Genomic DNA, 22,746 nt, shown 5'->3' with positions numbered 1-22,746 from the left:
GCTAACGAAATTATGACGCCCCTAGAACGATACCAAGCTGATCTGAAACGCCCTGAATTCTTCCATGACGCGGCCCAGGAAACGGCGGTGCGTCATTTGCAGCGCCTGTACGATGACCTGGTCGCGGCCTCACAGAGCAAGCCGGGGATGCTCAGCAAGCTGTTCGGCAAGAAAGACCACGTGCCGGTCAAGGGCCTGTATTTCTGGGGCGGTGTAGGCCGGGGCAAGACCTACCTGGTCGATACGTTCTTTGAGGCGCTGCCGTTCAAGGAAAAGGTACGGACGCACTTCCACCGCTTCATGAAGCGCGTGCACGAAGAGATGAAGACCCTGCCGGGTGAGAAAAACCCGCTGACCATCATCGCCAAGCGTTTTTCCGATGAAGCGCGGGTGATCTGCTTCGATGAATTCTTCGTCTCCGACATCACCGATGCCATGATCCTCGGCACCCTGATGGAAGAGTTGTTCAAGAACGGCGTGACCCTGGTCGCCACCTCGAACATCGTGCCCGACGGCTTGTACAAGGACGGCCTGCAACGTGCGCGCTTCCTGCCGGCCATCGCGCTGATCAAGCAGAACACCGAGATCGTCAACGTCGACAGCGGCGTCGACTACCGCCTGCGTCACCTCGAGCAAGCGGAGTTGTTCCACTTCCCGCTGAACGAAGCGGCGCATGAAAGCCTGCGCAAAAGCTTCCGCGCCCTTACGCCGGAATGCACCCAGGCGGTGGAAAACGACAAGCTGATGATCGAGAACCGCGAAATCATCGCCCTGCGTACCTGCGATGACGTGGCTTGGTTCGAATTCCGCCAACTGTGCGACGGCCCGCGCAGCCAGAACGACTACATCGAGCTGGGCAAGATCTTCCACGCGGTGATCCTCAGCGGCGTGGAGCAGATGAGCGTCACCACCGACGATATCGCACGACGGTTTATCAACATGGTCGACGAGTTCTACGACCGTAATGTCAAGTTGATCATCTCGGCGGAAGTCGAACTCAAGGACTTGTATACCGGCGGGCGCTTGAACTTCGAATTCCAACGGACATTGAGCCGCTTGCTCGAAATGCAGTCCCACGAGTTCCTGTCGCGCGGGCACAAACCCTAAGACAGATGTAGGTCAAGTGCGGGAGGGGGCTTACTCCCGATAGCGGTCTTTCAGTAACAGATGCACTGACTGATCCACCGCTATCGGGAGCAAGCTCCCTCCCACATTTGCCTACGCAGCCTGTTGGAACTGCTGGCGGTACTGGTTCGGTGACAGCTCCGTGTGCTGCCTGAACAACCGCGCAAAGAAACTCGCATCGTCGTAACCCACCTCATAACTGATGGTCTTGATGCTCTTGCGGCTGCCCGAGAGCAGGCCCTTGGCCGTCTCGATACGCAGCCGTTGCAGGTAGTGCAGCGGCTTGTCGCCGGTGGCGGTCTGGAAGCGGCGCATGAAGTTGCGGATGCTCATGCCGTGTTCCCGGGCGACGTCTTCGAAGCGGAATTTGTCGGCGAAGTGCTCTTCGAGCCAATGCTGGATCTGCAGGATGATCACGTCCTGGTGCAGCTTCTGGCCGCCAAAACCGATGCGTCCCGGCGAGTAGCTGCGCTGCACTTCGTAGAGGATGTCGCGGGCCACGGCCTGGGCGATGTTGGCGCCGCAGAAGCGTTCGATCAGGTAGATATACAGGTCGCACGCCGAGGTGGTGCCGCCGGCGCAGTACAGGTTGTCGGCGTCGGTGAGGTGCTTGTCCTGGTTGAGCTGGACCTTGGGGAAGCGTTCGCTGAAGGCGTTGAAGAAACGCCAATAGGTGGTCGCCTCCTTGCCATCGAGCAGGCCGGCTTCGGCCAGCCAGAACACCCCGGTGGCTTCGCCGCAGAGTACCGCGCCCCGTGAATGCTGTTCGCGCAGCCACGGCAGCACTTGCGGGTAGCGCGCGCACAGGGCATCGAAGTCATCCCAGAAGGCTGGTAGCACGATGATGTCGGCGTCTTCCAGGCCGCCGTCCACCGGCATGATCACATCACTGAAACTGCGCACCGATTTTCCGTCGGGGCTCACCAGGCGCGTTTCGAACGCTGGGGTCAGGCCCAGGCCTTGCTGTTTGCCATAACGCAGGCTGGCGAGATGGAAGAAATCCTTGGCTTGCATCAGGGTTGAAGCGAATACCCGATCAATGGCCAAAATGCTGACGCGCCGCAACGGCGTGGAGATTTGGTTAGACATAATTTCATTTATTCTTATAGGGGAAAGTGGTCACCAGACGGCTGGATCGTCTTATTTTTTGTCGCATGTGTCCAGTGTCCTGTGACGCCATCGGGGCATAGGCTCTGTGGGTTCGTCCTTGTCCGACAATCCACGCAGGTGACCCATGATTCCGAGAACCTTGTTCAGCCCGGAGCACGAACTCTTCCGCCAGAGCGTGCGCACCTTTCTTGAAAAAGACGCTGCACCGTTTCACGGGCAATGGGAGAAGCAGGGCTATATCGACCGTAACCTGTGGAGCAAGGCGGGGGAGGCGGGGATGTTGTGTTCCCATCTGCCGGAGGAGTACGGCGGGCTGGGCGCGGACTTTCTCTACAGCGCCGTAGTGATCGAAGAGATCAGTCGCCTGGGCCTGACCGGCATTGGCTTTTCCCTGCATTCGGACATTGTCGCGCCCTACATCCTGCATTACGGCAGTGAAGCGCTGAAGCACAAGTACCTGCCCAAGTTGTTCTCTGGCGAGACAGTCACGGCCATCGCCATGACCGAGCCGGGTGCCGGGTCCGACCTGCAAGGGGTCAAGACCACCGCCGTGCTGGACGGTGATGAGTACGTGATCAATGGCTCCAAGACCTTTATCACCAACGGGTACCTGGCTGAGCTGGTGATCGTGGTCGCCAAGACCGATCCCAAGGCCGGTGCCAAGGGCACCAGCCTGTTTCTGGTGGAGGCCGATACGCCCGGCTTCGCCAAGGGCAAGCGCCTGGAGAAGGTCGGCATGAAGGCCCAGGACACCTCGGAGCTGTTCTTCCAGGACGTGCGGGTGCCCAAGGAAAACCTGCTGGGCCAGGCCGGCATGGGCTTTGCCTACCTGATGCAGGAGCTGCCCCAGGAGCGTTTGACGGTGGCAATTGGCGCACTGTCATCCGCCGAGGCGGCGTTGCAGTGGACCCTGGAATACACCCGAGAGCGCAAGGCGTTCGGCAAGGCGATTGCCGACTTCCAGAACACCCGTTTCAAGCTGGCGGAGATGGCCACGGAGATTCAGATCGGCCGCGTGTTCGTCGACAAATGCATGGCGTTGCACCTGGAAGGCAAGCTGGATGTGCCCACTGCCGCGATGGCCAAGTACTGGGCCACAGACCTGCAATGCAAGGTGCTGGATGAGTGCGTGCAGTTGCACGGCGGCTACGGGTTCATGTGGGAGTACCCGATTGCACGGGCGTGGGCGGATGCGCGGGTGCAGCGGATTTATGCGGGGACCAACGAGATCATGAAGGAGATCATTGCGCGGGCGCTTTGATTTTTGCTGGTCTTGAATGCGTCATCGGGGGCAAGCCCCCGATAGCGGTCTACAGATCAATCAAGGCGCAGGATTCGGATGATCCTTCTGAATCGCCTCAATCCCTTCCAGTACTTCCTTCGACAGCTTCAGATCAGCACTGGCGATATTGTTGTCCAGTTGCTCCAGGTTCGTGGCGCCAATAATGTTGCTGGTCACGAACGGTTGTTGGGTCACAAACGCCAACGCCATCTGCGCCGGATCCAGGCCATGCTCCCGCGCCAGTGCCACATAACGGCTGCAGGCCGCCTCCGACTGCGGGTTGAAGTAGCGGCTGAAACGGCTGTACTCGGTCAGGCGCGCCTTGGCCGGGCGTGCGCCACCTTCGTACTTGCCACTGAGCATGCCGAACGCCAGGGGCGAGTAAGCCAGCAGGCCGCATTGCTCACGGATGGCCACTTCGGCCAGGCCCACTTCAAAGCTGCGGTTGAGCAGGTTGTAGGGGTTCTGGATCGATACCGCGCGGGTCCAGCCACGGGCTTCGGCCAGGGCCAGGAACTTCATGGTGCCCCACGGGGTTTCATTGGACAGGCCGATATGGCGGATCTTGCCGGCCTTGACCTGCTCGTCCAGGGCTTCGAGGGTTTCCTCCAGAGGGGTGAGGTCGTCTTCGTCCTTGTGCTTGTAGCTCAGTTGGCCGAAGAAGTTGGTGCTGCGCTCCGGCCAGTGCAACTGGTAGAGGTCGATCCAGTCGGTTTGCAGGCGCTTGAGGCTGGCGTCCAGTGCCTCGACGATGTGCTTGCGGTTGTGGCGCAGGTGGCCATCGCGGATGTAGTCGATGGTGTTGCCGGGGCCGGCGATCTTGCTGGCAAGGATCCAGTCGGCACGGTCACCGCGGCTTTTGAAGTAATTACCGATGTAACGCTCGGTGGTGGCATAGGTGTCGGCCTTGGGCGGCACCGGGTACATTTCTGCGGTGTCGAGGAAGTTGATCCCCGCCGCCTTGGCCCTTTCGATCTGCGCGAAGGCCTCTGCCTCGCTGTTCTGCTCGCCCCAGGTCATGGTGCCCAGGGCTATCGCGCTCACGTTCAGATCCGTACGGCCCAGCTGTCGATAATCCATCGGGTACTCCTTCAGGGAAAACAATCATAAAAGCAGGTTGAATTTTTTTTCGCAATCTGCATAATTGCCCACCTCTTTCTGCAGTGGAAGTGATGCGCCGCCTGCCGAAGAATCTTGCCGTTGAACGGACGCGCCGACCCGAGCCCCCGATAGCGTCTGTATCCGGCTGCCTTTGACTTGTCAAAGTAAGCACTATTCAGTAAGATCCGCCGTCTAATTTACAGGGCGGCCCCTGAGGCTATTAAAGAATGACAACTTTTACTGCAAAACCGGAAACAGTTCAGCGCGACTGGTTTGTCGTCGACGCCGCTGGTCAGACCCTGGGTCGTCTGGCCACTGAAGTCGCCAGCCGTCTGCGTGGCAAGCACAAGCCTGAGTACACCCCTCACGTTGACACCGGTGACTACATCGTGATCATCAACGCTGAGCAGGTACGTGTTACCGGCAACAAAGCGCAAGACAAAATGTACTACCGTCACTCCGGTTTCCCAGGCGGTATCAAGTCTTCCAACTTTGAAGGCCTGATCTCCAAGAAGCCTGAAGCCCCGATCGAAATCGCGGTCAAAGGCATGCTGCCGAAGGGCCCACTGGGTCGCGATATGTTTCGCAAGCTGAAAGTCTATGCGGGCGCTGTACACCCTCATGCTGCTCAGCAGCCCCAAGAACTGAAGTTTTAACGGAATAGTTCATTATGTCGGCGACTCAAAATTACGGCACTGGCCGTCGCAAAACCGCAACCGCACGCGTTTTCCTGCGTCCGGGCACTGGTAACATCTCGATCAACAACCGCACTCTGGACAACTTCTTCGGTCGCGAAACTGCCCGCATGGTAGTTCGTCAGCCGCTGGAATTGACCGAGACTGTTGAAAAGTTCGACATCTACGTCACCGTTATCGGTGGCGGTGTAAGTGGTCAAGCTGGCGCAATCCGCCACGGTATCACTCGCGCTCTGATGCAGTACGACGAAACCCTGCGTGGCGCTCTGCGCAAAGCTGGCTTCGTGACTCGTGATGCCCGTGAAGTTGAACGTAAGAAAGTCGGTCTGCGTAAAGCGCGTAAGCGTCCGCAGTACTCGAAGCGTTAATTCGCTTTACGTTCCACAAAAACGCCCAGCCTCCTTACGGAGCTGGGCGTTTTTTATTGCCTGCGATTTATGCACATTTTTCACCGTGACAACTTGCCACATCCGTAGACCCCCTATACTACAAGGCCTGGAGGCGGAGCCCCGGGCAATTCCCTTGTCAGACGTGGGGCTTTTCATTACCATTCGGCAAAATTTTTATAAGTTCAGATTTAATACTTAGTAGACGCCTGATTTAACAGGCCAAAAAGCTGATGGGAGAGGACTGAATGAGCAATGACGGCGTGAATGCAGGCCGGCGTCGCTTCTTGGTAGCAGCCACATCCGTGGTGGGTGCTGCAGGAGCGGTGGGGGCTGCGGTCCCGTTCGTGGGGTCATGGTTTCCCAGTGCCAAGGCGAAAGCCGCAGGTGCACCGGTGAAGGTGAATATCAGCAAGATCGAACCAGGCCAGCAGATGATTGCTGAGTGGCGCGGCCAGCCGGTATTCATTGTTCGTCGTACGGAGGAAATCCTGGGAAATCTGAAAAAGATCGAAGGCCAGCTGTCTGACCCCAAATCTGAGAAATCCGACCAACCCGCCTACGCCAAAAACGAAGCACGTTCGATCAAGCCAGAGATTCTGCTGCTGGTCGGCCTGTGTACCCACTTGGGATGCTCACCCACCTTCCGCCCGGAAGTTGCCCCAGTCGATCTGGGTAAAGACTGGGTCGGTGGTTATTTCTGCCCTTGCCACGGCTCCCACTACGATCTGGCAGGGCGCGTCTACAAGTCCCAGCCCGCTCCCTTGAACCTGCCCGTGCCTCCGCATACCTACGAAACTGACGACCTCATTGTCATTGGCCTCGATAAGGAGAACGCGTGATGAGCAAGTTCATGGATTGGGTCGATGCACGCTTCCCCGCCACTAAAATGTGGGAAGACCATCTCAGCAAGTATTACGCGCCAAAAAACTTCAACTTCTTCTACTTCTTTGGCTCCCTGGCACTGCTGGTGCTGGTCAACCAGATCGTCACCGGTGTCTGGCTGACGATGAGCTACACCCCGTCGGCGGAAGAGGCGTTTGCCTCCGTCGAATACATCATGCGTGACGTCGAGTACGGCTCGATCCTGCGCCTGCTGCACTCCACCGGCGCTTCAGCGTTCTTTATCGTGGTCTACCTGCACATGTTCCGTGGTTTGCTCTACGGTTCGTACCAGAAGCCACGGGAGCTGGTGTGGGTGTTCGGCATGCTGATCTACCTGGCGCTGATGGCGGAAGCCTTCATGGGCTACCTGCTGCCATGGGGCCAGATGTCGTACTGGGGCGCTCAGGTGATCATCTCGCTGTTCGGTGCGATCCCGGTCATCGGCAACGACCTGACCCAGTGGATCCGCGGTGACTACCTCATCTCCGGTATCACCCTGAACCGCTTCTTCGCCCTGCACGTCGTGGCACTGCCCATTGTGATCCTGGGTCTGGTGGTGCTGCACATCCTGGCGCTGCACGAAGTGGGTTCCAACAACCCTGACGGCGTGGACATCAAGAAGCACAAGGACGAGAACGGCATCCCGCTGGACGGCATCCCGTTCCACCCGTACTACACCGTGAAAGACATTGTCGGCGTGGTCGTGTTCCTCTTCGTGTTCTGCTCGATCGTGTTCTTTTTCCCGGAGATGGGTGGTTATTTCCTCGAGAAGCCTAACTTCGAACAGGCGAACGCCTTCAAGACACCTGAGCACATTGCCCCGGTCTGGTACTTCACGCCGTTCTACGCGATCTTGCGGGCGATCCCCGACAAACTCATGGGCGTCATCGCCATGGGCGCGGCCATTGCGGTGCTGTTCGTGTTGCCGTGGCTCGACCGAAGCCCGGTCAAGTCCATGCGCTACAAAGGCTGGCTGAGCAAAATCTGGCTGTGGGTGTTCTGCATTGCATTCGTGATTCTGGGCGTGTTGGGCGTATTGGCGCCGACCCCGGAGCGTACGCTGCTGTCGCAGGTCTGCACCTTCCTGTACTTCGCCTACTTCATTCTGATGCCGTTCTACACCCGGCTCGAGAAGACCAAACCGGTTCCGGAAAGGGTGACTGGCTGATGAAAAAATTATTCGTTGCATTGATGCTTGCGGCGCTGCCGCTACTGTCCTTCGCTGCCGAGCACGGCGGCCCGGAACTGGAAAAAGTCGATATCGACGTGTCTGACAAGGCGGCTATGCAAGACGGCGCGCGTACGTTCGCCAACTACTGCATGGGCTGCCACAGCGCCAAGTTCCAGCGTTACGAGCGGGTGGCCGATGACCTCGGTATCCCCCATGAAATGATGCTGGAGAAGCTGGTGTTCACCGGTGCCAAGATCGGCGACCACATGAATATCGGCATGAAGCCTGCCGACGCCAAGACCTGGTTCGGCGCAGCACCGCCTGACTTGACGCTGGTGGCACGTGTACGCGGCACCGACTGGCTCTACGGCTACCTGAAATCCTTCTACGAGGACCCGGCGCGCCCTTATGGCGTGAACAACCGTGTGTTCCCGAACGTCGGCATGCCTAACGTTCTGGTCGGCCTGCAAGGCAAGCAAGTGGTAGGATGCAAGCAGGTTCAGGTCGTCGAAGACGGCAAGAAGCAATATGATCCGTTGACCGGTACGCCTTTGACTCATGAAGCGTGCGATCAACTGAAGATAGAAACCCCTGGTTCGTTGACTGACGAGCAGTTTGACGAGAAGGTCAAGAATCTGGTGACCTTCCTGGCCTATTCGGCCAACCCGGTCAAACTGCAACACCAGCGCATCGGGACGTATGTCTTGCTGTACCTGGCTTTCTTCTTCGTATTCGCTTATCTGCTTAAGCGCGAATACTGGAAGGATGTGCATTGATCCAACCGTAAGCAATTGCTGTTAATCTTGCGCGCCCAGCGGCATCTCTAACCCGTAGCGATCTGGACTTTCCAGAGGCTGCAGAGATGCTTTCTGGGCGCGCTCGTTTTTGAGCTTTCCATAATTTCAACAAGCGAGGAGGACCGCCATGGGCGTGACCAATCGGTTGGCCTGTTACTCCGACCCCGCCGACCACTATTCCCACCGAGTACGCATCGTACTCGCAGAGAAGGGTGTCAGCGCCGAGATCATCAGTGTGGAGGCGGGTCGTCATCCGCCGAAACTGATCGAAGTGAACCCTTACGGCAGCTTGCCCACCCTGGTCGATCGTGACCTGGCGTTGTGGGAGTCAACCGTGGTGATGGAATATCTGGATGAGCGTTACCCGCATCCGCCTTTGCTGCCGGTGTATCCGGTGGCCCGTGCCAACAGCCGCCTGCTGATCCATCGGATCCAGCGAGATTGGTGCGGGCTGGTGGATTTGATCCTGGATACCCGCAGCAAAGAAGCCGCTCGGGTGCAGGCGCGCAAGGAATTGCGCGAGAGCCTGACCGGTGTTTCGCCGTTGTTCGCCGATAAACCTTTTTTCCTCAGTGAGGAACAAAGCTTGGTGGATTGCTGCCTATTACCCATACTCTGGCGCTTGCCGATTCTGGGCATTGAACTGCCACGGCCGGCCAAGCCGTTGCTTGATTACATGGAGCGCCAGTTTGCGCGTGAGGCTTTCCAGGCAAGTCTGTCTGGTGTCGAACGCGATATGCGCTAAGGCTTAAGGAGCCGTTGATGAACTCCAGTCGACCTTACCTGGTCCGCGCGCTCTATGAGTGGATTGTGGATAACGATTGCACCCCGCACATGCTGGTCAATTCCGAATTTCCTGCGGTTCAGGTACCGCAGGGTTTTGCCAGTGACGGGCAGATTGTGTTGAACGTATCACCCAGCGCCGTGCGCCACCTGCACATGGACAATGAAGCGGTCAGCTTCGAAGGGCGTTTCGGCGGTGTGCCGCATACGCTGTTCGTGCCGATTGGCGCTATCCTCGGCATCTATGCCCGGGAGAACGGCCAAGGCATGGTGTTCGATCTGGAGTCGCCTTTCGAGGACGACGAAGCGATTGAAAACGAAGACGGCGATGATGTGCCGCCACCGGATACCGAGCCACCGCGTCCAAGCGGTCGGCCGAGTCTGAAAGTGGTGAAGTAAAATGCGTAAGTCTTCGGGCCTGCGTTAAAAAATGCCTCGGCTCTGCCGGGGCATTTTTTTGTCAAAAACTCCCCGCTGTTTCGCTGGCGGCCCCCGTGGTGAACTGATTGTCGGAGCCGCCTTGCCAGTAGACCTCGTTGACATTGCTCAGGCTGCGGATCAGGCATTTCCATTTGATCTGTTGCTGCGTCGGCCACACGACAGTGCCGCTCCAGCGATTGGATGCGCCGGATTGCAGTGCGATAGCGTGGGCCGGGTCCCAGGCGCCGAGTTCGATAGGCGACCCCACTGCGTAGACTGCCTGGCCGAGCTCCGGCCTGGCGTTGTCGCAGTGCAAGGTGGTCGTGGTGTCGGAAGGTGCCGGGGCGGCCTGCCACGAGCGGATGCGCTGCCCGTCCGCAAACAGGGCCGGGCTGAAGCCGTCAGGCACCTTGGAAAGGTCGGAGTCCAAGGCGATCAGCAGGCGCTTGCGGCTGCCTTGGAGGGTGGCCACCAATCCGGAATAGTGGGTCTGGAAACTGATGGGTGAATCGGCCCTGATGCCGGCGTCCTTGCGCAGGCTGATCAGCTCGCGGATCAGGTCGCCCCGGCCCCAGTCGTACATGTCGGGCCAATACACAGTCGGCGTACCCGGGCTCAGGAGGATATAGGCATAGGCGATATTGCGTTGCGGGTCGGCAAGGGGCCAATGGTGCTGGCCGCCGTATTGCCCTGGCGAATAACCGGTGTCGTGGTTGTCGACAAAGGTCACCGCGACCTGCCGCCATGCCGGTTCGGGATTGCCATTCAAGCCATGACGCCACTCGGCCAAGCTGCCATTTTGCATGCGCTCCTTGAGGGCGAAATCGAACACGCTGCAGTGGGACCGATCCGACCAGTCTTTCAACGCATCCTGCCAACTGGCCTGGCTACGCCAGTCGTTCGCCGGATATTCGCCGGGGGCTTTCCACAGCTCGCCGACGCAGAACGCTTGGTCACCAAAGTTTTTCATCCACACATCGACCCGCTCCGGCGCGTAGCCGCGCACAAAATCGAAGCGCAAGCCTTTGGCGCTGTAGTTGTCCCGCAGGTTCCTGAATTCCTGCATGAAGCGCTGCGAGACTTCCGAGTTGCTTGTGTTGAGGTCGGCCGAGCCGCTCATGAACGCGTCGCCCTCATCACAGACCACGGGTGCTGTGCAGTCATCGCGCCACAGCTTGAGCCCCCTGGGAAAGCGTATCTGTTTACTTGGCAGCTTGTCGTTCATATGGTTAGGCACCACGTCGTATATCGCTTGCACGCCGGCACCTGCCAGGGCGGCGACCGCCTGTTTGAGCTGGCTGTCACTGCCGTATTGGCTGTTCTTGTCGAAGTCGCTCCAGAAGTAACCTTCACCGCCGCCGGACGTTCCCGACGCCGCGTCGCTCCAACTGGATTGATCGGTCCAGGCGGGCGGCAGCCAGATTTTGGTGAAGCCATCCTGGCCGATAGTGGGGGCCATTTGTGCCAGCACCTCATACCATTTCTGCGGGGCATTGCGGCTGGAGTTCCAATGGAAACCCTGCAGCAGGATGTCTTCGCCACCGCCATTGCGCACACTCGGCGGTGCAGCGTGGACGGCGCATGCCAGCAGCCAGACAATCGTTGTGCAATACCAGCCTGTGCGTTTCATCACCCGTCACCTGTTTGCTGGAACAGGCTTTACTCTGCTACGGGGATGGAAAACCGTCTGCTGTCATAATTGCCAGGTGCGCGAGAACGTTTGGCACTAAGACCCAGGCGTGAAGTAGCCACGCGTTATGTTCGAATTTGACCCCCCTTTTACGGGAGCCCTATACGGCCGGAGCTGAAAGCTGCCCGCTTGTACATGAAAGTGCGGTACAAACGGTGATCGTACAACCGCCATGGGCTATGATGCTGTTTTAGTCCACCGAGATAGATGATTCCACATGGAAAACGCCAGCACCGCCCCTCGTCTTCCCCGCAAGCGCCGCAGCCTTGCCCAGGAATTGGTCACGGTGCTGTCCGAGCAGATCCGTGATGGTCAACTCAAACGTGGCGACAAGCTGCCCACCGAATCGGCGATCATGGACGCCCATGGCGTCAGCCGCACCGTGGTCCGCGAGGCCATCTCCCGCTTGCAGGCGGCGGGGCAGGTGGAAACCCGTCATGGTATCGGCACCTTTGTGCTCGACACGCCGAGCCCGAGCGGCTTTCGCATCGATCCGGCTACGGTAGTCACTTTGCGTGACGTGCTGGCGATTCTCGAACTGCGTATCAGCCTGGAAGTGGAATCTGCCGGGCTGGCCGCACTGCGCCGTAGCGATGAACAGCTGGCCGCCATGCGCGCGGCCCTCGATGCCCTGAATGAAAGCGCGGCGCACGCCGGTGATGCGGTGGCCTCGGACTTCGCATTCCACCTGGAAATTGCGTTGTCCACCGGCAACCGCTACTTCACCGACATCATGACCCACCTGGGCACCAGCATCATCCCGCGTACGCGCCTGAACTCGGCACGCCTGGCCCATGATGACCACCAGCACTACATGGGGCGCCTGAGCCGCGAACACGAAGAGATTTATGAGGCGATTGCCCGCCAGGATTCGGATGCGGCGAGGGCGGCGATGCGCTTGCACCTGACCAATAGCCGCGAGCGGCTGCGCCATGCCCATGAAGAGGCGGAGGCGCAGCGCGGTTGAGCTATTTGCTGATGGTCAGCGAAATTGGCTCAGAGCTGACCGACATGCTGGATTCACCGATGGTTTGATAGCGTAGCAATGTGGTTTGGTTCGTGAATCGCTCTAAGGCTTCTTTTGGAATCTCGACTTTCAGATTCGCAGATTGTTGATATTGCCCCGTGCTCGCCTGCCATCTGCCTGCATTGACTTTGGCTCCCCTCCAGGCAGGCTCTTCCGGATCTGCACCCAGAATCGCGTATACAGTGCCCTCCGGAAAGAGCTTGGCATCGTTTGGAATACTGGCTACGAGAGGCCCTGTGAATTTGGAAAGGCTAACCTCCGCTTGGTAAAAAGGCTCTGTAACAGGAATGTTTAGGCCGGGGACTGGATTTTCCATGATGAAACCTCCGTGGCTGCCACACAGTAGCGTATCAATTCAGGAGCCGTGTTTCTGGCTCCTGAGCAAACTTATCCACCGCTACGGCATTGTCCGAAACTGTTAGAAATCACAGTCGCGACAAACGGCGTTGATCAAGCTGGCGTATTCGGCTTGTAGTCCTTAAGCAACAAATACGTACTCCACCCCCACCAATCATTGGTCCAGTGCTTGTCGTTGAGGTCATTGACCTCCTTGCGACGCAGCACTTTGTCTCCCTCCATCTTGAACAGCGGCGAAAAGTTATTCGCCGGGTTCTGCGCGGCATTCAGATCCGGCACATACAGCGGTGCCTTGAAGTTGGCCGGGGAGGGCGCAACGCCACCGATGAAGGTTTCGAAGATCTCATCAGCGGATGCCTGAACGGCGCGTTTGACCTGTGCCCGATTGGCTGCGTCGATACTGTCGAAATAGCGTTTGTCGCCATAGGCATGCCACTCATCCCCCAGTGCATTGCGCACCTTGAGCCCGAACTTGCTGTCTTCATCGTGCATGAAGCGGCTGATCAGCGAGCCCAGTTCGCCCGGTGTGACGACCGCCGCCAGCTGTTTGCGCGGCACGCGCAGGTGGCCGGCAGAAAATAGATCGGTCAAGAAGTGATCGGCAAAGCCGTTCATGGCGTAGGCCAGTTCCAATGCCTGATCGGTACCGGTCTGGTGGGCCACCACGGCCTGTTGCAAGGCGGCTGCATGCCCCGCCAGGTAGGCCGCCAGCGCCCATTCGCCGAAGTGGTCGGCGTTGTCCGCCGCCAGTTTCAGGTAACGTCCCAGTGGGATCAATGCCGACACCGCGCTGCCGCCACCGGTGATGCGGTTCCATTCCTCGGACAACGTATCACCCAGGGCATCATAAGCTTCATGGGCTTGCTTGCCGTCCTTGATCGCCTGGTTGACCGCGTTGATCTCTTTTTGCATCACCGCCAGGATCTTCGGCGCTTCGTCCCGCGAGACAGGCAGCACGGCCAGTGAGTTGAACGCGGCGCTGAAACGTTGCATACGATCGGCAGGTGAGGTGCCCTCGTTGATGGGCTGGCCGGGGATGCCATAAAAGTCACCGCCCAGGGCGATCACTTGGCCGTAGGTGAGTGCCAGCCCGTTGGGCAGGTGCAGTTCGACTTGCCGCGCGGGGATTGCCGGGGCGTCCTTGCTGAAGCGCAACAGCGTATCGTCGCCGATGGCGGTGTGTTCACCGCCTTCGAAGCGCAGGGTAGGCGGTTTTTTTGCGGGTGCTGCGAGTTCAGGACCTGACATGTTAGCTCCTTGCTATGTCGTAGGAATCTTCCTTGAATGCTGTATGTATATACAGTCATGCAGAGCATAGAGGAATAATTTCCTACGTCAAGAACACCACTGCCCAAGCCTTTCAACGCCCTCAAGTGCACAACGCCGATGAATTGCAGTTGACGAAATTATTTATAGTTGTACGATGACGTACGACATCAACAAAACCAACAACCTTTCAATAGAAAGTCTTCGCCCAGGGTGTTCGAATAATGAATCCACAAGAACTGAAGTCCATCCTCTCCCACGGTCTGCTGTCTTTCCCGGTGACCGATTTCAATGCCCAGGGTGACTTTCACCAGGCGGGCTACATCAAGCGCCTGGAATGGCTGGCCCCTTACGGCGCCACTGCTTTGTTCGCTGCGGGCGGCACTGGTGAGTTTTTCTCCCTCGCCGCCAGCGAATATTCCCAAGTGATCAAGACCGCCGTGGATACCTGCGCCACCAGCGTGCCGATCCTCGCCGGTGTCGGTGGTTCGACCCGCCAGGCCATCGAGTACGCGCAAGAAGCCGAGCGCCTGGGCGCCAAAGGCCTGCTGCTGCTGCCGCACTACCTCACCGAAGCCAGCCAGGACGGGGTTGCCTCCCACGTTGAAGCGGTGTGCAAATCGGTCAAGATCGGCGTGGTGGTCTACAACCGCAACGTGTGCCGCCTGACCGCTCCGCTGCTGGAACGCCTGGCCGAGCGCTGCCCGAACCTGATCGGCTACAAGGATGGCCTGGGTGACATCGAGTTGATGGTGTCGATCCGCCGCCGTCTGGGCGATCGTTTCAGCTACCTCGGCGGCCTGCCGACCGCAGAGGTCTACGCCGCTGCCTACAAGGCCCTGGGCGTACCGGTGTACTCCTCGGCGGTGTTCAACTTCATCCCGAAGACCGCGATGGATTTCTACCACGCCATTGCCAAGGACGATCACGCCACCGTCGCCAAGATCATCGACGACTTCTTCCTGCCGTACCTGGACATCCGTAACCGCAAGGCCGGTTATGCCGTGAGCATCGTCAAGGCGGGTGCAAAAATCGTCGGCTATGACGCAGGCCCTGTGCGCACGCCGCTGACCGATCTGCTGCCGGAAGAATACGAAGCCCTGGCCGCGCTGATCGACAAGCAAGGTCCGCAATAAATTATCCACAAGGCCGCTGAGCAATCAGCGGCCTTTTGCGTCAGGAGAAGATTCGTGTCCCAAGTAAAGCGTTTTGAGAACTACATCAACGGTGAATGGGTTGCCGGCGCCGACTACTGCGTCAACCTCAACCCGTCGGAGTTGTCCGATGTCATTGGTGAATACGCCAAGGCTGACGTCACCCAGGTCAACGCCGCCATCGACGCCGCCCGCGCCGCATTCCCGGCCTGGTCCACTTCCGGGATCCAGGCTCGCCACGATGCCCTGGATAAAGTCGGCAGCGAAATCCTCGCCCGTCGCGAAGAACTCGGCACCCTGTTGGCCCGTGAAGAAGGCAAGACCCTGCCGGAAGCCATCGGCGAAGTGACCCGCGCCGGTAACATCTTCAAGTTCTTCGCCGGTGAATGCCTGCGGTTGTCCGGCGACTACGTGCCGTCGGTACGCCCGGGCGTCAACGTGGAAGTCACCCGTGAAGCCCTCGGCGTGGTCGGCCTGATCACCCCGTGGAACTTCCCGATCGCCATTCCCGCCTGGAAAATCGCCCCGGCCCTGGCCTACGGCAACTGCGTGGTGATCAAGCCGGCTGAACTGGTACCGGGCTGCGCCTGGGCCCTGGCGGAGATTATCTCCCGCGCCGGTTTCCCTGCCGGTGTGTTCAACCTGGTGATGGGCAGCGGCCGCGTGGTGGGCGACGTGCTGGTCAACAGCCCGAAAGTCGACGGCATCAGCTTCACCGGTTCCGTCGGTGTGGGTCGCCAGATTGCTGTCAGCTGCGTATCGCGCCAAGCCAAAGTGCAGTTGGAAATGGGCGGTAAGAACCCGCAGATCATTCTCGACGACGCCGACCTCAAGCAGGCCGTCGAGTTGTCGGTACAGAGCGCGTTCTACTCCACCGGCCAGCGTTGCACGGCGTCCAGCCGCCTGATCGTCACCGCCGGTATCCACGACCAGTTCGTCGCGGCCATGGCCGAGCGCATGAAGTCGATCAAGGTCGGCCACGCGCTCAAAAGCGGCACCGACATCGGCCCGGTGGTTTCCCAGGCCCAACTGGACCAGGACATGAAGTACATCGACATCGGCCAAAGCGAAGGTGCGCGGCTGGTGAGCGGTGGCGGCCTGGTCACCTGCGACACCGAAGGCTACTACCTGGCGCCGACGCTGTTTGCCGACAGCGAAGCCGCCATGCGTATCAGCCGTGAAGAGATCTTCGGCCCGGTCGCCAACGTCGTGCGCGTGGCGGACTACGAGGCGGCACTGGCCATGGCCAACGACACCGAGTTCGGTTTGTCGGCGGGCATTGCCACCACGTCGTTGAAGTACGCCAACCACTTCAAGCGCCACTCCCAGGCGGGGATGGTGATGGTCAACCTGCCGACCGCAGGTGTGGATTACCACGTTCCATTCGGTGGCCGTAAAGGCTCGTCCTATGGCTCGCGGGAGCAAGGTCGCTATGCGCAGGAGTTCTACACCGTGGTGAAAACCAGCTACATCGGTTCGTAATACGCAACACCCAGTGGGGCCGGAGGCCTGCCGGTCCCCACGACAACAACAGAAAACCATTACCCGCAAAAAAAATAATTAGTGGGAGTACTTCTACATGCAAGCGACCAAGCCGACCCATGTCCGCTATTTGATCCTGCTCATGCTATTCCTGGTGACCACGATCAACTATGCCGACCGGGCTACTATTGCAATCGCGGGCTCCAGCCTGCAAAAAGACCTCGGCATCGACGCGGTCACCCTCGGTTATATCTTCTCCGCATTCGGTTGGGCCTACGTGGCCGGGCAAATCCCCGGCGGCTGGCTGCTGGACCGATTCGGCTCGAAAAAAGTCTACGCCCTGAGCATCTTCACCTGGTCACTGTTCACCGTGCTGCAAGGCTACGTCGGTGAGTTCGGTGTCTCCACCGCAGTGGTTGCGCTGTTCATGCTGCGCTTCATGGTGGGCCTGGCTGAGGCGCCGTCCTTCCCGGGCAACGCGCGCATTGTTGCCGCCTGGTTCCCGACCGCCGAGCGCGGTACGGCCTCGGCGATCTTCAACTCGGCGCAGTACTTCGCCACGGTGTTGTTCGCGCCGCTGATGGGCTGGATCGTCTACCGCTTCGGCTGGCAGCACGTGTTTATCGTGATGGGCGTGATCGGCATCGTGTTCTCGCTGATCTGGCTGAAAGTTATCCACAGCCCGCGCCAGCACCCGATGATCAACGAAGCCGAGCTCAATCACATCGCCGTCAATGGCGCGATGGTCGATATGGATCAGGACAAGGGCAAGGGTAAGAAAACCGACGGTCCGAAGTGGGATTACATCCGTCAGTTGCTGACCAACCGCATGATGCTTGGCGTGTACCTGGGCCAGTACTGCATCAACGGTATCACCTACTTTTTCCTGACCTGGTTCCCGGTGTACCTGGTGCAGGACCGCGGCATGACCATCCTCAAGGCTGGTTTCATCGCCTCGTTGCCGGCCATCTGCGGGTTTATCGGTGGCGTGCTGGGCGGGGTGATTTCCGACTACCTGCTGCGCAAAGGCCATTCGCTGACGTTCGCCCGCAAGGCGCCGATCATTGCCGGCCTGCTGGTCTCCAGCAGCATCATCGCGTGCAACTATGTTGACGTTGAATGGATGGTGGTGGGCTTCATGGCTTTGGCCTTCTTCGGCAAGGGCGTTGGCGCACTGGGCTGGGCGGTCGTGTCCGACACCTCGCCGAAACAAATCGCCGGTCTCAGTGGCGGCTTGTTCAACACCTTCGGTAACCTCGCGTCGATCACCACGCCGATTGTCATCGGCTACATCATCAGCACCACCGGCTCGTTCAAGTGGGCCCTGGTGTTTGTCGGCGCCAACGCGCTGGTGGCGGTGTTCAGCTATCTGGTCATCGTCGGCCCGATCAAGCGTGTAGTACTCAAAGAGCCGCCAAGCAAGGGGCCTGAGTTGACCAACCTAACCGAAGCGCACTCCTGAGAGGCCCCGTGATGCAGTTGATTGAACATGCCGACTCGCCGCGCTCCATCCGCCTGCACGAGCGCGACAACGTAGTGATCGTGGTCAACGACCAGGGCGTACCGGCCGGGACGGAGTTCCCGGACGGCCTGGTGACCGTGGATTTCATCCCCCAGAGCCACAAAGTGACCCTGGAAGACATCCCCGAAGGCGGTCAGATTATTCGCTACGGACAGACCATCGGTTACGCCTTGGCGCCGATTCCGCGCGGCAGTTGGGTCCAGGAAGATCAACTGCGCATGCCCACCGCGCCACCGCTGGACAGCTTGCCGCTGTCCACCGAGGTGCCTGCAACCCAGGCACCGTTGGAGGGGTTTACCTTCGAGGGCTATCGCAACGCCGACGGCACCGTGGGCACGCGCAATATCCTCGGCATCACCACCACGGTGCAGTGCGTGACGGGCGTGTTGGACCATGCGGTCAAGCGCATCAAGGACGAATTACTGCCCAAGTACCCCCACGTCGATGACGTGGTGGCGCTGACCCACAGCTACGGCTGCGGGGTGGCGATCACCGCGACGGATGCCTACATCCCGATCCGTACCGTGCGTAACCTGGCGCGCAACCCGAACCTGGGCGGCGAAGCCCTGGTGATCAGCCTGGGCTGCGAGAAATTGCAGGCCGGGCAGGTGATGCACGACAACGACAGCTCCGTCGACCTCAGCGAGCCGTGGCTGTATCGGTTGCAGGATTCCAGCCATGGCTTTACCGAAATGATCGAACAGATCATGGAACTGGCCGAAGTGCGCCTGAAAAAGCTCGACCAGCGTCGCCGGGAAACCGTGCCGGCGTCCGAACTGATCCTGGGCATGCAATGCGGCGGCAGTGATGCGTTTTCCGGTATCACCGCCAACCCGGCGCTGGGCTATGCCTCGGATTTGTTGCTGCGGGCGGGAGCGACGGTGATGTTTTCCGAAGTCACCGAAGTGCGGGATGCCATTTACCTGCTGACTTCGCGCGCAGAGACGAAGGAAGTTGCCGAAGAGTTGGTCAGGGAAATGGACTGGTACGACCGCTACCTGGCCAAGGGTGAGGCCGATCGCAGCGCCAACACCACGCCAGGCAACAAGAAGGGCGGGCTGTCGAACATTGTCGAGAAGTCCCTGGGCTCCATCGTCAAGTCCGGCAGCAGTGCGATCAACGGCGTGCTGGGCCCTGGCGAGCGCTTCAAAAGCAAGGGCCTGATCTTTTGCGCCACGCCGGCCAGTGACTTTGTCTGCGGTACCCTGCAACTGGCGGCGGGGATGAACCTGCATGTGTTCACCACCGGGCGTGGCACCCCTTACGGGCTGGCGATGGCGCCGGTGGTGAAGGTCTCGACACGTACGGAGCTGGCGCAGCGCTGGCCGGACCTCATCGATATCGACGCCGGGCGCATTGCCACCGGGCGCGCGACCATCGAGGAGTTGGGCTGGGAGTTGTTCCACTTCTACCTGGACGTGGCCAGCGGTAAGAAGCAGACCTGGGCGGAGCATCACAAGCTGCATAACGACATCACCTTGTTCAACCCGGCGCCGATTACCTGAGACCGCGTCGCCTGCCATCGGGGGCAAGCCCCTCCCACAGTTTGAATTGTGAATACTTTCAAGTGTGGGAGGGGGCTTGCCCCGATAGCGGTCTATCAGGCGCCGTTGGGCTGTATGGCTTATCATTAGCCACCTGACGACGCTCACCAAGGTTCTCCCCGGCATGCTGGCAATTTTCCTCACCACCCTCACCATCACTGCGCCGGTATTCGCCATGCTGTTCCTGGGTGTGCTGCTCAAGCGCATCAACTGGATCAACGACAACTTTATCCACACGGCTTCGTCCCTGGTGTTCAACGTCACCATGCCGGCGCTGCTGTTCCTCGGCATCCTCCACGCCGACCTGCACTCGGCGCTCAAGCCGGGGTTGCTGATCTATTTTGCCGTGGCCACGCTGCTGAGCTTTGCCCTGGCCTGGGGCTGGGCGATTTTTCGCTGCAAGCGTGAAGACCGGGGCATCTACACCCAGGGCGCGTTTCGCGGCAACAACGGGGTGATCGGCCTGGCCCTGGCGGCCAGCATGTATGGCGACTACGGCATTTCCCTCGGCGCGATCCTCGCGGCGCTGGTGATCCTGTTCTACAACACGCTGTCGACCATTGTGCTGGCGGTGTACAGCCCGGTGATCAAGTCCGACCCGTGGAGCATCTGCAAAAGTGTGGTGGCCAATCCGCTGATCATCAGCGTCATCGTGGCGGCGCCGTTCGCGTATTTTCAGATTGGCCTGCCGGGCTGGCTGGAAAAATCCATGCAGTACCTGGCGGACACCACCTTGCCGCTGGCATTGATCTGCATTGGCGGCACCTTGTCCCTGGCGGCGTTGCGCAAGAGCGGCAATATGGCGCTGAGCGCGAGCTTGATGAAGATGGTCTGGCTGCCGGTGGTCGCGACCCTGGGCGCTTGGCTGTTGGGCTTTCGCGGGCCGGAGTTGGGAATCCTGTTCCTGTACTTCGGTGCGCCGACCGCTGCGGCGAGCTTCGTGATGGCCAGGGCGGCCGAGGGCAATCATGAACTGGCGGCGGCGATTATCGTGATCACCACGCTGATGGCGGCAGTGACCACGAATATCGGGATTTTCGTGTTGCAGGCGGGGGGCTGGATCTAGCCTTCTTTCTGATAGGTGTCGATGACTTCCTGCGCCGCCCGAAACGCATCAATCGCCGCCGGTACGCCGGCATACACCGCGCAATGCAGCAGCGCTTCGCGAATTTCCTCCACAGTACAGCCGTTGTTCAACGCGCCGCGCACGTGGCCCTTGAGCTCCTGCGGGCACTTGAGCGCGGTGAGGGCGGCCAGGGTAATCAGGCTGCGCGTCTTCAGCGGCAAACCTTCGCGGGTCCACACGCTGCCCCAGGCATGTTCGTTGACGAAGTCCTGCAGCGGCTGGGTGAATTCGGTGGCGTTGCCCAGGGCGCGGTCGACGAACACATCGCCCATCACCTGGCGACGCATTTCAACCCCGGGCTTTTTCTGATCGGTCATTGCGATTCCCTCTTGTGTTGGCGGCGCCAGGCTCGCAGCGTGCTGAACAACAGGAAAGCCACCAGCACTGGCAGGACGTAATACAGCATCAGTTGTTCAAGCTTGTTGGCCAGGGGCATGCCGGTGGTGAACGACATCACGTGCAGCCCATACGCCAGGTACAGGCCCAGCAGTACCAGGCCTTCGGCGCGGGTGACGCGGTAGCCGGTATAAAACACCGGCAGGCACAGCACCACCACGCCGAGCATCACCGGCAGGTCGAAGTCCAGGGCGTTGGGCGACACCGACAGCGGCGAAGGCGCGAGCAGCGCGGTCAGCCCCAATACCCCCAGCAGGTTGAACAGGTTGCTGCCGATCACGTTGCCCACGGCAATTTCCCGCTGGCCGCGCAGGGCGGCAATCAGTGAGGTGGCCAGGCAGGGCAGCGACGTGCCGACGCCGATCAGCGTAAGGCCGATGATGCGCTCCGAGAGGCCCAGGTCCGCCGCCACATCCACCGCCGCGCCGAGCAGCAAGTGCCCGGCCAGCACCAGGATCAACAGCCCGCCCAGCATCTGCAGCACACTGCTCAGCCAGGGCGCCCGGGCGACGGTATCCAGGGTGCGCGGGCGGCGCGAATGGCGGGTCTGGTAATGCAGCACGCCGAGGTAGGCCAGCAGGGCAATCAGCAGCAGCAGGCCATCGACCGGCGTCAGTTCTTCATTGGCCGCCAGGGTAAACACCAGCAGCCCGGCGAGGATCATCACCGGAATATCCACGCGCACCAGCTGCCGCGAGACGCGCAGGGGGATGATCAGCGCCGACAGGCCCAGGGTCACGAGAATGTTGAAGATGCTGCTGCCGATCACGCTGCCCACGGCAATGTCGGTATTGCCGGCCAGGGTGGCCTGCAGGCTGACGGTCATCTGCGGCGCGCTGCTGCCGAAGGCGACGATCGTAAGGCCGATGATCAGCGGCCGCACCTTGAGGCTGGCGGCCAGGCGCACGGCGGCGCGCACCAGGATTTCGGCGCCGAGGATCAGCAGCACCAGGCCGCTGACCAGTTCGAGCAGGCTCCAGGGCGAGAGGGCGGTTAATCCGAAAATGGCCAGGGCTCCGTCTTCAATTGCTCAAGGCTTGCACGCGAACCCGCGCAGTGCCGCTGCTCAGCATGCCCAGTTGCTCGGCCGCCTTGCGTGATAGATCGATCAAGCGCCCACGGGTATGCGGGCCGCGATCGTTGATGCGGACCACGACGGATTTGTCGTTGTCGAGATTGGTGACCTTGACCTGGGTGCCGAAGGGCAGTCGCCGGTGGGCGGCGGTCAGGGCGTTCTGGTTGAAGGGTTCACCGCTGGCGGTTTTCTTGCCATGGTGCCTGGCGCCGTAATAAGAGGCGGTGCCGGTTTCGTCGTAGCCGTTGGGGTCGATGAGGCCGCTGGCGCAGCCGGCCAGCAGTGAAAATAGAGCCCATAGACCTAATAGACGCTTCATTATCAAGGTGCCCCCCATCACAAATGTGGGAGG

23 protein-coding genes are annotated in these 22,746 nt (G+C 59.9%); 15 read left to right on the top strand and 8 right to left on the bottom strand.

Annotated features, from left to right (window positions below):
* The first annotated feature begins 12 nt into the window (after positions 1 to 12).
* A complete protein-coding gene (gene zapE / locus AC07OP_RS05235) occupies positions 13 to 1,107 on the top strand; it encodes a cell division protein ZapE (protein WP_027604847.1) in 1,095 nt (364 codons plus the stop codon).
* Between the two features lie 111 nt (positions 1,108 to 1,218).
* Here the strand turns inward: zapE and AC07OP_RS05230 are convergent, their stop codons facing one another.
* Entirely contained in the window at positions 1,219 to 2,139 is a 921-nt protein-coding gene (locus tag AC07OP_RS05230; protein WP_193603550.1) for a GlxA family transcriptional regulator, read from the bottom strand.
* 220 nt (positions 2,140 to 2,359) lie between these two features.
* On the opposite strand from AC07OP_RS05230, the gene AC07OP_RS05225 reads away from it, so the two are divergent.
* Positions 2,360 to 3,496: an acyl-CoA dehydrogenase family protein gene (locus AC07OP_RS05225; RefSeq protein WP_495101124.1), complete on the top strand. Its 1,137-nt coding sequence runs from the start codon at positions 2,360 to 2,362 to the stop codon at positions 3,494 to 3,496.
* A gap of 60 nt (positions 3,497 to 3,556) precedes the next feature.
* On the opposite strand, the gene AC07OP_RS05220 is transcribed toward AC07OP_RS05225, so the two are convergent.
* Positions 3,557 to 4,597: an NADP(H)-dependent aldo-keto reductase gene (locus AC07OP_RS05220; protein WP_495101125.1), complete on the bottom strand. Its 1,041-nt coding sequence runs from the start codon at positions 4,595 to 4,597 to the stop codon at positions 3,557 to 3,559.
* Between the two features lie 248 nt (positions 4,598 to 4,845).
* Between AC07OP_RS05220 and rplM the strand changes: the two genes are divergently transcribed.
* The 7 genes from rplM to AC07OP_RS05185 all read left to right on the top strand — a co-directional run bounded on the left by rplM (position 4,846) and on the right by AC07OP_RS05185 (position 9,734).
* Entirely contained in the window at positions 4,846 to 5,274 is a 429-nt protein-coding gene (gene rplM, locus AC07OP_RS05215; RefSeq protein WP_003171742.1) for a 50S ribosomal protein L13, read from the top strand.
* 14 nt (positions 5,275 to 5,288) lie between these two features.
* Entirely contained in the window at positions 5,289 to 5,681 is a 393-nt protein-coding gene (rpsI, locus tag AC07OP_RS05210) for a 30S ribosomal protein S9 (protein ID WP_003171743.1), read from the top strand.
* Positions 5,682 to 5,947: 266 nt separating this feature from the next.
* Positions 5,948 to 6,541, top strand: a complete 594-nt coding sequence (gene petA / locus AC07OP_RS05205) for a ubiquinol-cytochrome c reductase iron-sulfur subunit (protein WP_027604843.1) — start codon at positions 5,948 to 5,950, stop codon at positions 6,539 to 6,541.
* A complete protein-coding gene (locus AC07OP_RS05200; protein ID WP_003171746.1) occupies positions 6,541 to 7,752 on the top strand; it encodes a cytochrome b in 1,212 nt (403 codons plus the stop codon). The genes petA and AC07OP_RS05200 overlap by 1 nt, the downstream gene beginning before the upstream one ends.
* Positions 7,752 to 8,531, top strand: a complete 780-nt coding sequence (locus AC07OP_RS05195) for a cytochrome c1 (RefSeq protein WP_027604842.1) — start codon at positions 7,752 to 7,754, stop codon at positions 8,529 to 8,531. The genes AC07OP_RS05200 and AC07OP_RS05195 overlap by 1 nt, the downstream gene beginning before the upstream one ends.
* A 148-nt stretch (positions 8,532 to 8,679) precedes the next feature.
* Positions 8,680 to 9,297: a glutathione S-transferase N-terminal domain-containing protein gene (locus AC07OP_RS05190; RefSeq protein WP_049710008.1), complete on the top strand. Its 618-nt coding sequence runs from the start codon at positions 8,680 to 8,682 to the stop codon at positions 9,295 to 9,297.
* Positions 9,298 to 9,314: 17 nt separating this feature from the next.
* Positions 9,315 to 9,734, top strand: coding sequence for a ClpXP protease specificity-enhancing factor (locus tag AC07OP_RS05185; RefSeq protein ID WP_065938513.1), 420 nt, complete (start codon positions 9,315 to 9,317; stop codon positions 9,732 to 9,734).
* Positions 9,735 to 9,795: 61 nt separating this feature from the next.
* Here the strand turns inward: AC07OP_RS05185 and AC07OP_RS05180 are convergent, their stop codons facing one another.
* A complete protein-coding gene (locus tag AC07OP_RS05180) occupies positions 9,796 to 11,385 on the bottom strand; it encodes a glucan 1,4-alpha-maltotetraohydrolase domain-containing protein (protein WP_495101126.1) in 1,590 nt (529 codons plus the stop codon).
* A 277-nt stretch (positions 11,386 to 11,662) separates the two neighbouring features.
* Here AC07OP_RS05180 and AC07OP_RS05175 point away from each other — a divergent pair, with 277 nt between their 5' ends.
* Positions 11,663 to 12,412, top strand: coding sequence for a FadR/GntR family transcriptional regulator (locus AC07OP_RS05175; protein WP_053131606.1), 750 nt, complete (start codon positions 11,663 to 11,665; stop codon positions 12,410 to 12,412).
* A gap of 1 nt (position 12,413) precedes the next feature.
* Here AC07OP_RS05175 and AC07OP_RS05170 read toward each other — a convergent pair whose 3' ends face one another.
* Complete coding sequence (locus AC07OP_RS05170) at positions 12,414 to 12,788, bottom strand: hypothetical protein (protein WP_141156747.1); 375 nt, start codon at positions 12,786 to 12,788, stop codon at positions 12,414 to 12,416.
* Between the two features lie 134 nt (positions 12,789 to 12,922).
* Positions 12,923 to 14,077 (bottom strand): phospholipase, encoded by a 1,155-nt coding sequence (locus AC07OP_RS05165; RefSeq protein WP_495101127.1) that lies wholly within the window; start codon positions 14,075 to 14,077, stop codon positions 12,923 to 12,925.
* A gap of 242 nt (positions 14,078 to 14,319) precedes the next feature.
* Between AC07OP_RS05165 and kdgD the strand changes: the two genes are divergently transcribed.
* From kdgD to AC07OP_RS05140, 5 genes are all read left to right on the top strand, one after another.
* Entirely contained in the window at positions 14,320 to 15,231 is a 912-nt protein-coding gene (kdgD, locus tag AC07OP_RS05160) for a 5-dehydro-4-deoxyglucarate dehydratase (protein ID WP_495101128.1), read from the top strand.
* Positions 15,232 to 15,285: 54 nt separating this feature from the next.
* Positions 15,286 to 16,731, top strand: a complete 1,446-nt coding sequence (locus AC07OP_RS05155; RefSeq protein WP_027604836.1) for an aldehyde dehydrogenase family protein — start codon at positions 15,286 to 15,288, stop codon at positions 16,729 to 16,731.
* Between the two features lie 97 nt (positions 16,732 to 16,828).
* A complete protein-coding gene (locus AC07OP_RS05150; RefSeq protein ID WP_495101129.1) occupies positions 16,829 to 18,193 on the top strand; it encodes an MFS transporter in 1,365 nt (454 codons plus the stop codon).
* 11 nt (positions 18,194 to 18,204) lie between these two features.
* Positions 18,205 to 19,758 carry a galactarate dehydratase gene (garD, locus tag AC07OP_RS05145; RefSeq protein ID WP_065938518.1) on the top strand — a complete coding sequence of 518 codons (1,554 nt, stop codon included), beginning with the start codon at positions 18,205 to 18,207 and terminating at the stop codon, positions 19,756 to 19,758.
* A gap of 163 nt (positions 19,759 to 19,921) precedes the next feature.
* Entirely contained in the window at positions 19,922 to 20,863 is a 942-nt protein-coding gene (locus AC07OP_RS05140; protein ID WP_027604833.1) for an AEC family transporter, read from the top strand.
* Here the strand turns inward: AC07OP_RS05140 and AC07OP_RS05135 are convergent.
* Genes AC07OP_RS05135 through AC07OP_RS05125 form a run of 3 tightly spaced genes read right to left on the bottom strand, consistent with a single transcriptional unit; the run spans position 20,860 to position 22,713 of the window.
* A complete protein-coding gene (locus tag AC07OP_RS05135) occupies positions 20,860 to 21,240 on the bottom strand; it encodes a carboxymuconolactone decarboxylase family protein (RefSeq protein WP_065924306.1) in 381 nt (126 codons plus the stop codon). The genes AC07OP_RS05140 and AC07OP_RS05135 overlap by 4 nt on opposite strands.
* Positions 21,237 to 22,283, bottom strand: coding sequence for a calcium/sodium antiporter (locus AC07OP_RS05130; RefSeq protein WP_414887081.1), 1,047 nt, complete (start codon positions 22,281 to 22,283; stop codon positions 21,237 to 21,239). The genes AC07OP_RS05135 and AC07OP_RS05130 overlap by 4 nt, the downstream gene beginning before the upstream one ends.
* A 58-nt stretch (positions 22,284 to 22,341) precedes the next feature.
* Positions 22,342 to 22,713 (bottom strand): septal ring lytic transglycosylase RlpA family protein, encoded by a 372-nt coding sequence (locus AC07OP_RS05125; RefSeq protein ID WP_027604830.1) that lies wholly within the window; start codon positions 22,711 to 22,713, stop codon positions 22,342 to 22,344.
* Positions 22,714 to 22,746: the final 33 nt, after the last annotated feature.

It is taken from the genome of Pseudomonas sp. GW821-FHT09D08 (genome assembly GCF_059416305.1).
Note: the sequence above shows the minus strand (reverse complement) of the source record. Positions and strands in the feature narration are given on the sequence as shown.

Coding starts and splice junctions, on each gene's coding strand:
- AC07OP_RS05175 (WP_053131606.1), top strand. CDS start 11,663: ATGGAAAACGCCAGCACCGCCCCTCGTCTTCCCCGCAAGCGCCGCAGC.
- rplM (WP_003171742.1), top strand. CDS start 4,846: ATGACAACTTTTACTGCAAAACCGGAAACAGTTCAGCGCGACTGGTTT.
- AC07OP_RS05200 (WP_003171746.1), top strand. CDS start 6,541: ATGAGCAAGTTCATGGATTGGGTCGATGCACGCTTCCCCGCCACTAAA.
- AC07OP_RS05220 (WP_495101125.1), bottom strand. CDS start 4,597: ATGGATTATCGACAGCTGGGCCGTACGGATCTGAACGTGAGCGCGATA.
- AC07OP_RS05165 (WP_495101127.1), bottom strand. CDS start 14,077: ATGTCAGGTCCTGAACTCGCAGCACCCGCAAAAAAACCGCCTACCCTG.
- AC07OP_RS05150 (WP_495101129.1), top strand. CDS start 16,829: ATGCAAGCGACCAAGCCGACCCATGTCCGCTATTTGATCCTGCTCATG.
- rpsI (WP_003171743.1), top strand. CDS start 5,289: ATGTCGGCGACTCAAAATTACGGCACTGGCCGTCGCAAAACCGCAACC.
- AC07OP_RS05170 (WP_141156747.1), bottom strand. CDS start 12,788: ATGGAAAATCCAGTCCCCGGCCTAAACATTCCTGTTACAGAGCCTTTT.
- AC07OP_RS05135 (WP_065924306.1), bottom strand. CDS start 21,240: ATGACCGATCAGAAAAAGCCCGGGGTTGAAATGCGTCGCCAGGTGATG.
- petA (WP_027604843.1), top strand. CDS start 5,948: ATGAGCAATGACGGCGTGAATGCAGGCCGGCGTCGCTTCTTGGTAGCA.
- AC07OP_RS05125 (WP_027604830.1), bottom strand. CDS start 22,713: ATGAAGCGTCTATTAGGTCTATGGGCTCTATTTTCACTGCTGGCCGGC.
- AC07OP_RS05185 (WP_065938513.1), top strand. CDS start 9,315: ATGAACTCCAGTCGACCTTACCTGGTCCGCGCGCTCTATGAGTGGATT.
- AC07OP_RS05230 (WP_193603550.1), bottom strand. CDS start 2,139: ATGCAAGCCAAGGATTTCTTCCATCTCGCCAGCCTGCGTTATGGCAAA.
- garD (WP_065938518.1), top strand. CDS start 18,205: ATGCAGTTGATTGAACATGCCGACTCGCCGCGCTCCATCCGCCTGCAC.
- AC07OP_RS05180 (WP_495101126.1), bottom strand. CDS start 11,385: ATGAAACGCACAGGCTGGTATTGCACAACGATTGTCTGGCTGCTGGCA.
- AC07OP_RS05190 (WP_049710008.1), top strand. CDS start 8,680: ATGGGCGTGACCAATCGGTTGGCCTGTTACTCCGACCCCGCCGACCAC.
- AC07OP_RS05225 (WP_495101124.1), top strand. CDS start 2,360: ATGATTCCGAGAACCTTGTTCAGCCCGGAGCACGAACTCTTCCGCCAG.
- kdgD (WP_495101128.1), top strand. CDS start 14,320: ATGAATCCACAAGAACTGAAGTCCATCCTCTCCCACGGTCTGCTGTCT.
- AC07OP_RS05140 (WP_027604833.1), top strand. CDS start 19,922: ATGCTGGCAATTTTCCTCACCACCCTCACCATCACTGCGCCGGTATTC.
- zapE (WP_027604847.1), top strand. CDS start 13: ATGACGCCCCTAGAACGATACCAAGCTGATCTGAAACGCCCTGAATTC.
- AC07OP_RS05195 (WP_027604842.1), top strand. CDS start 7,752: ATGAAAAAATTATTCGTTGCATTGATGCTTGCGGCGCTGCCGCTACTG.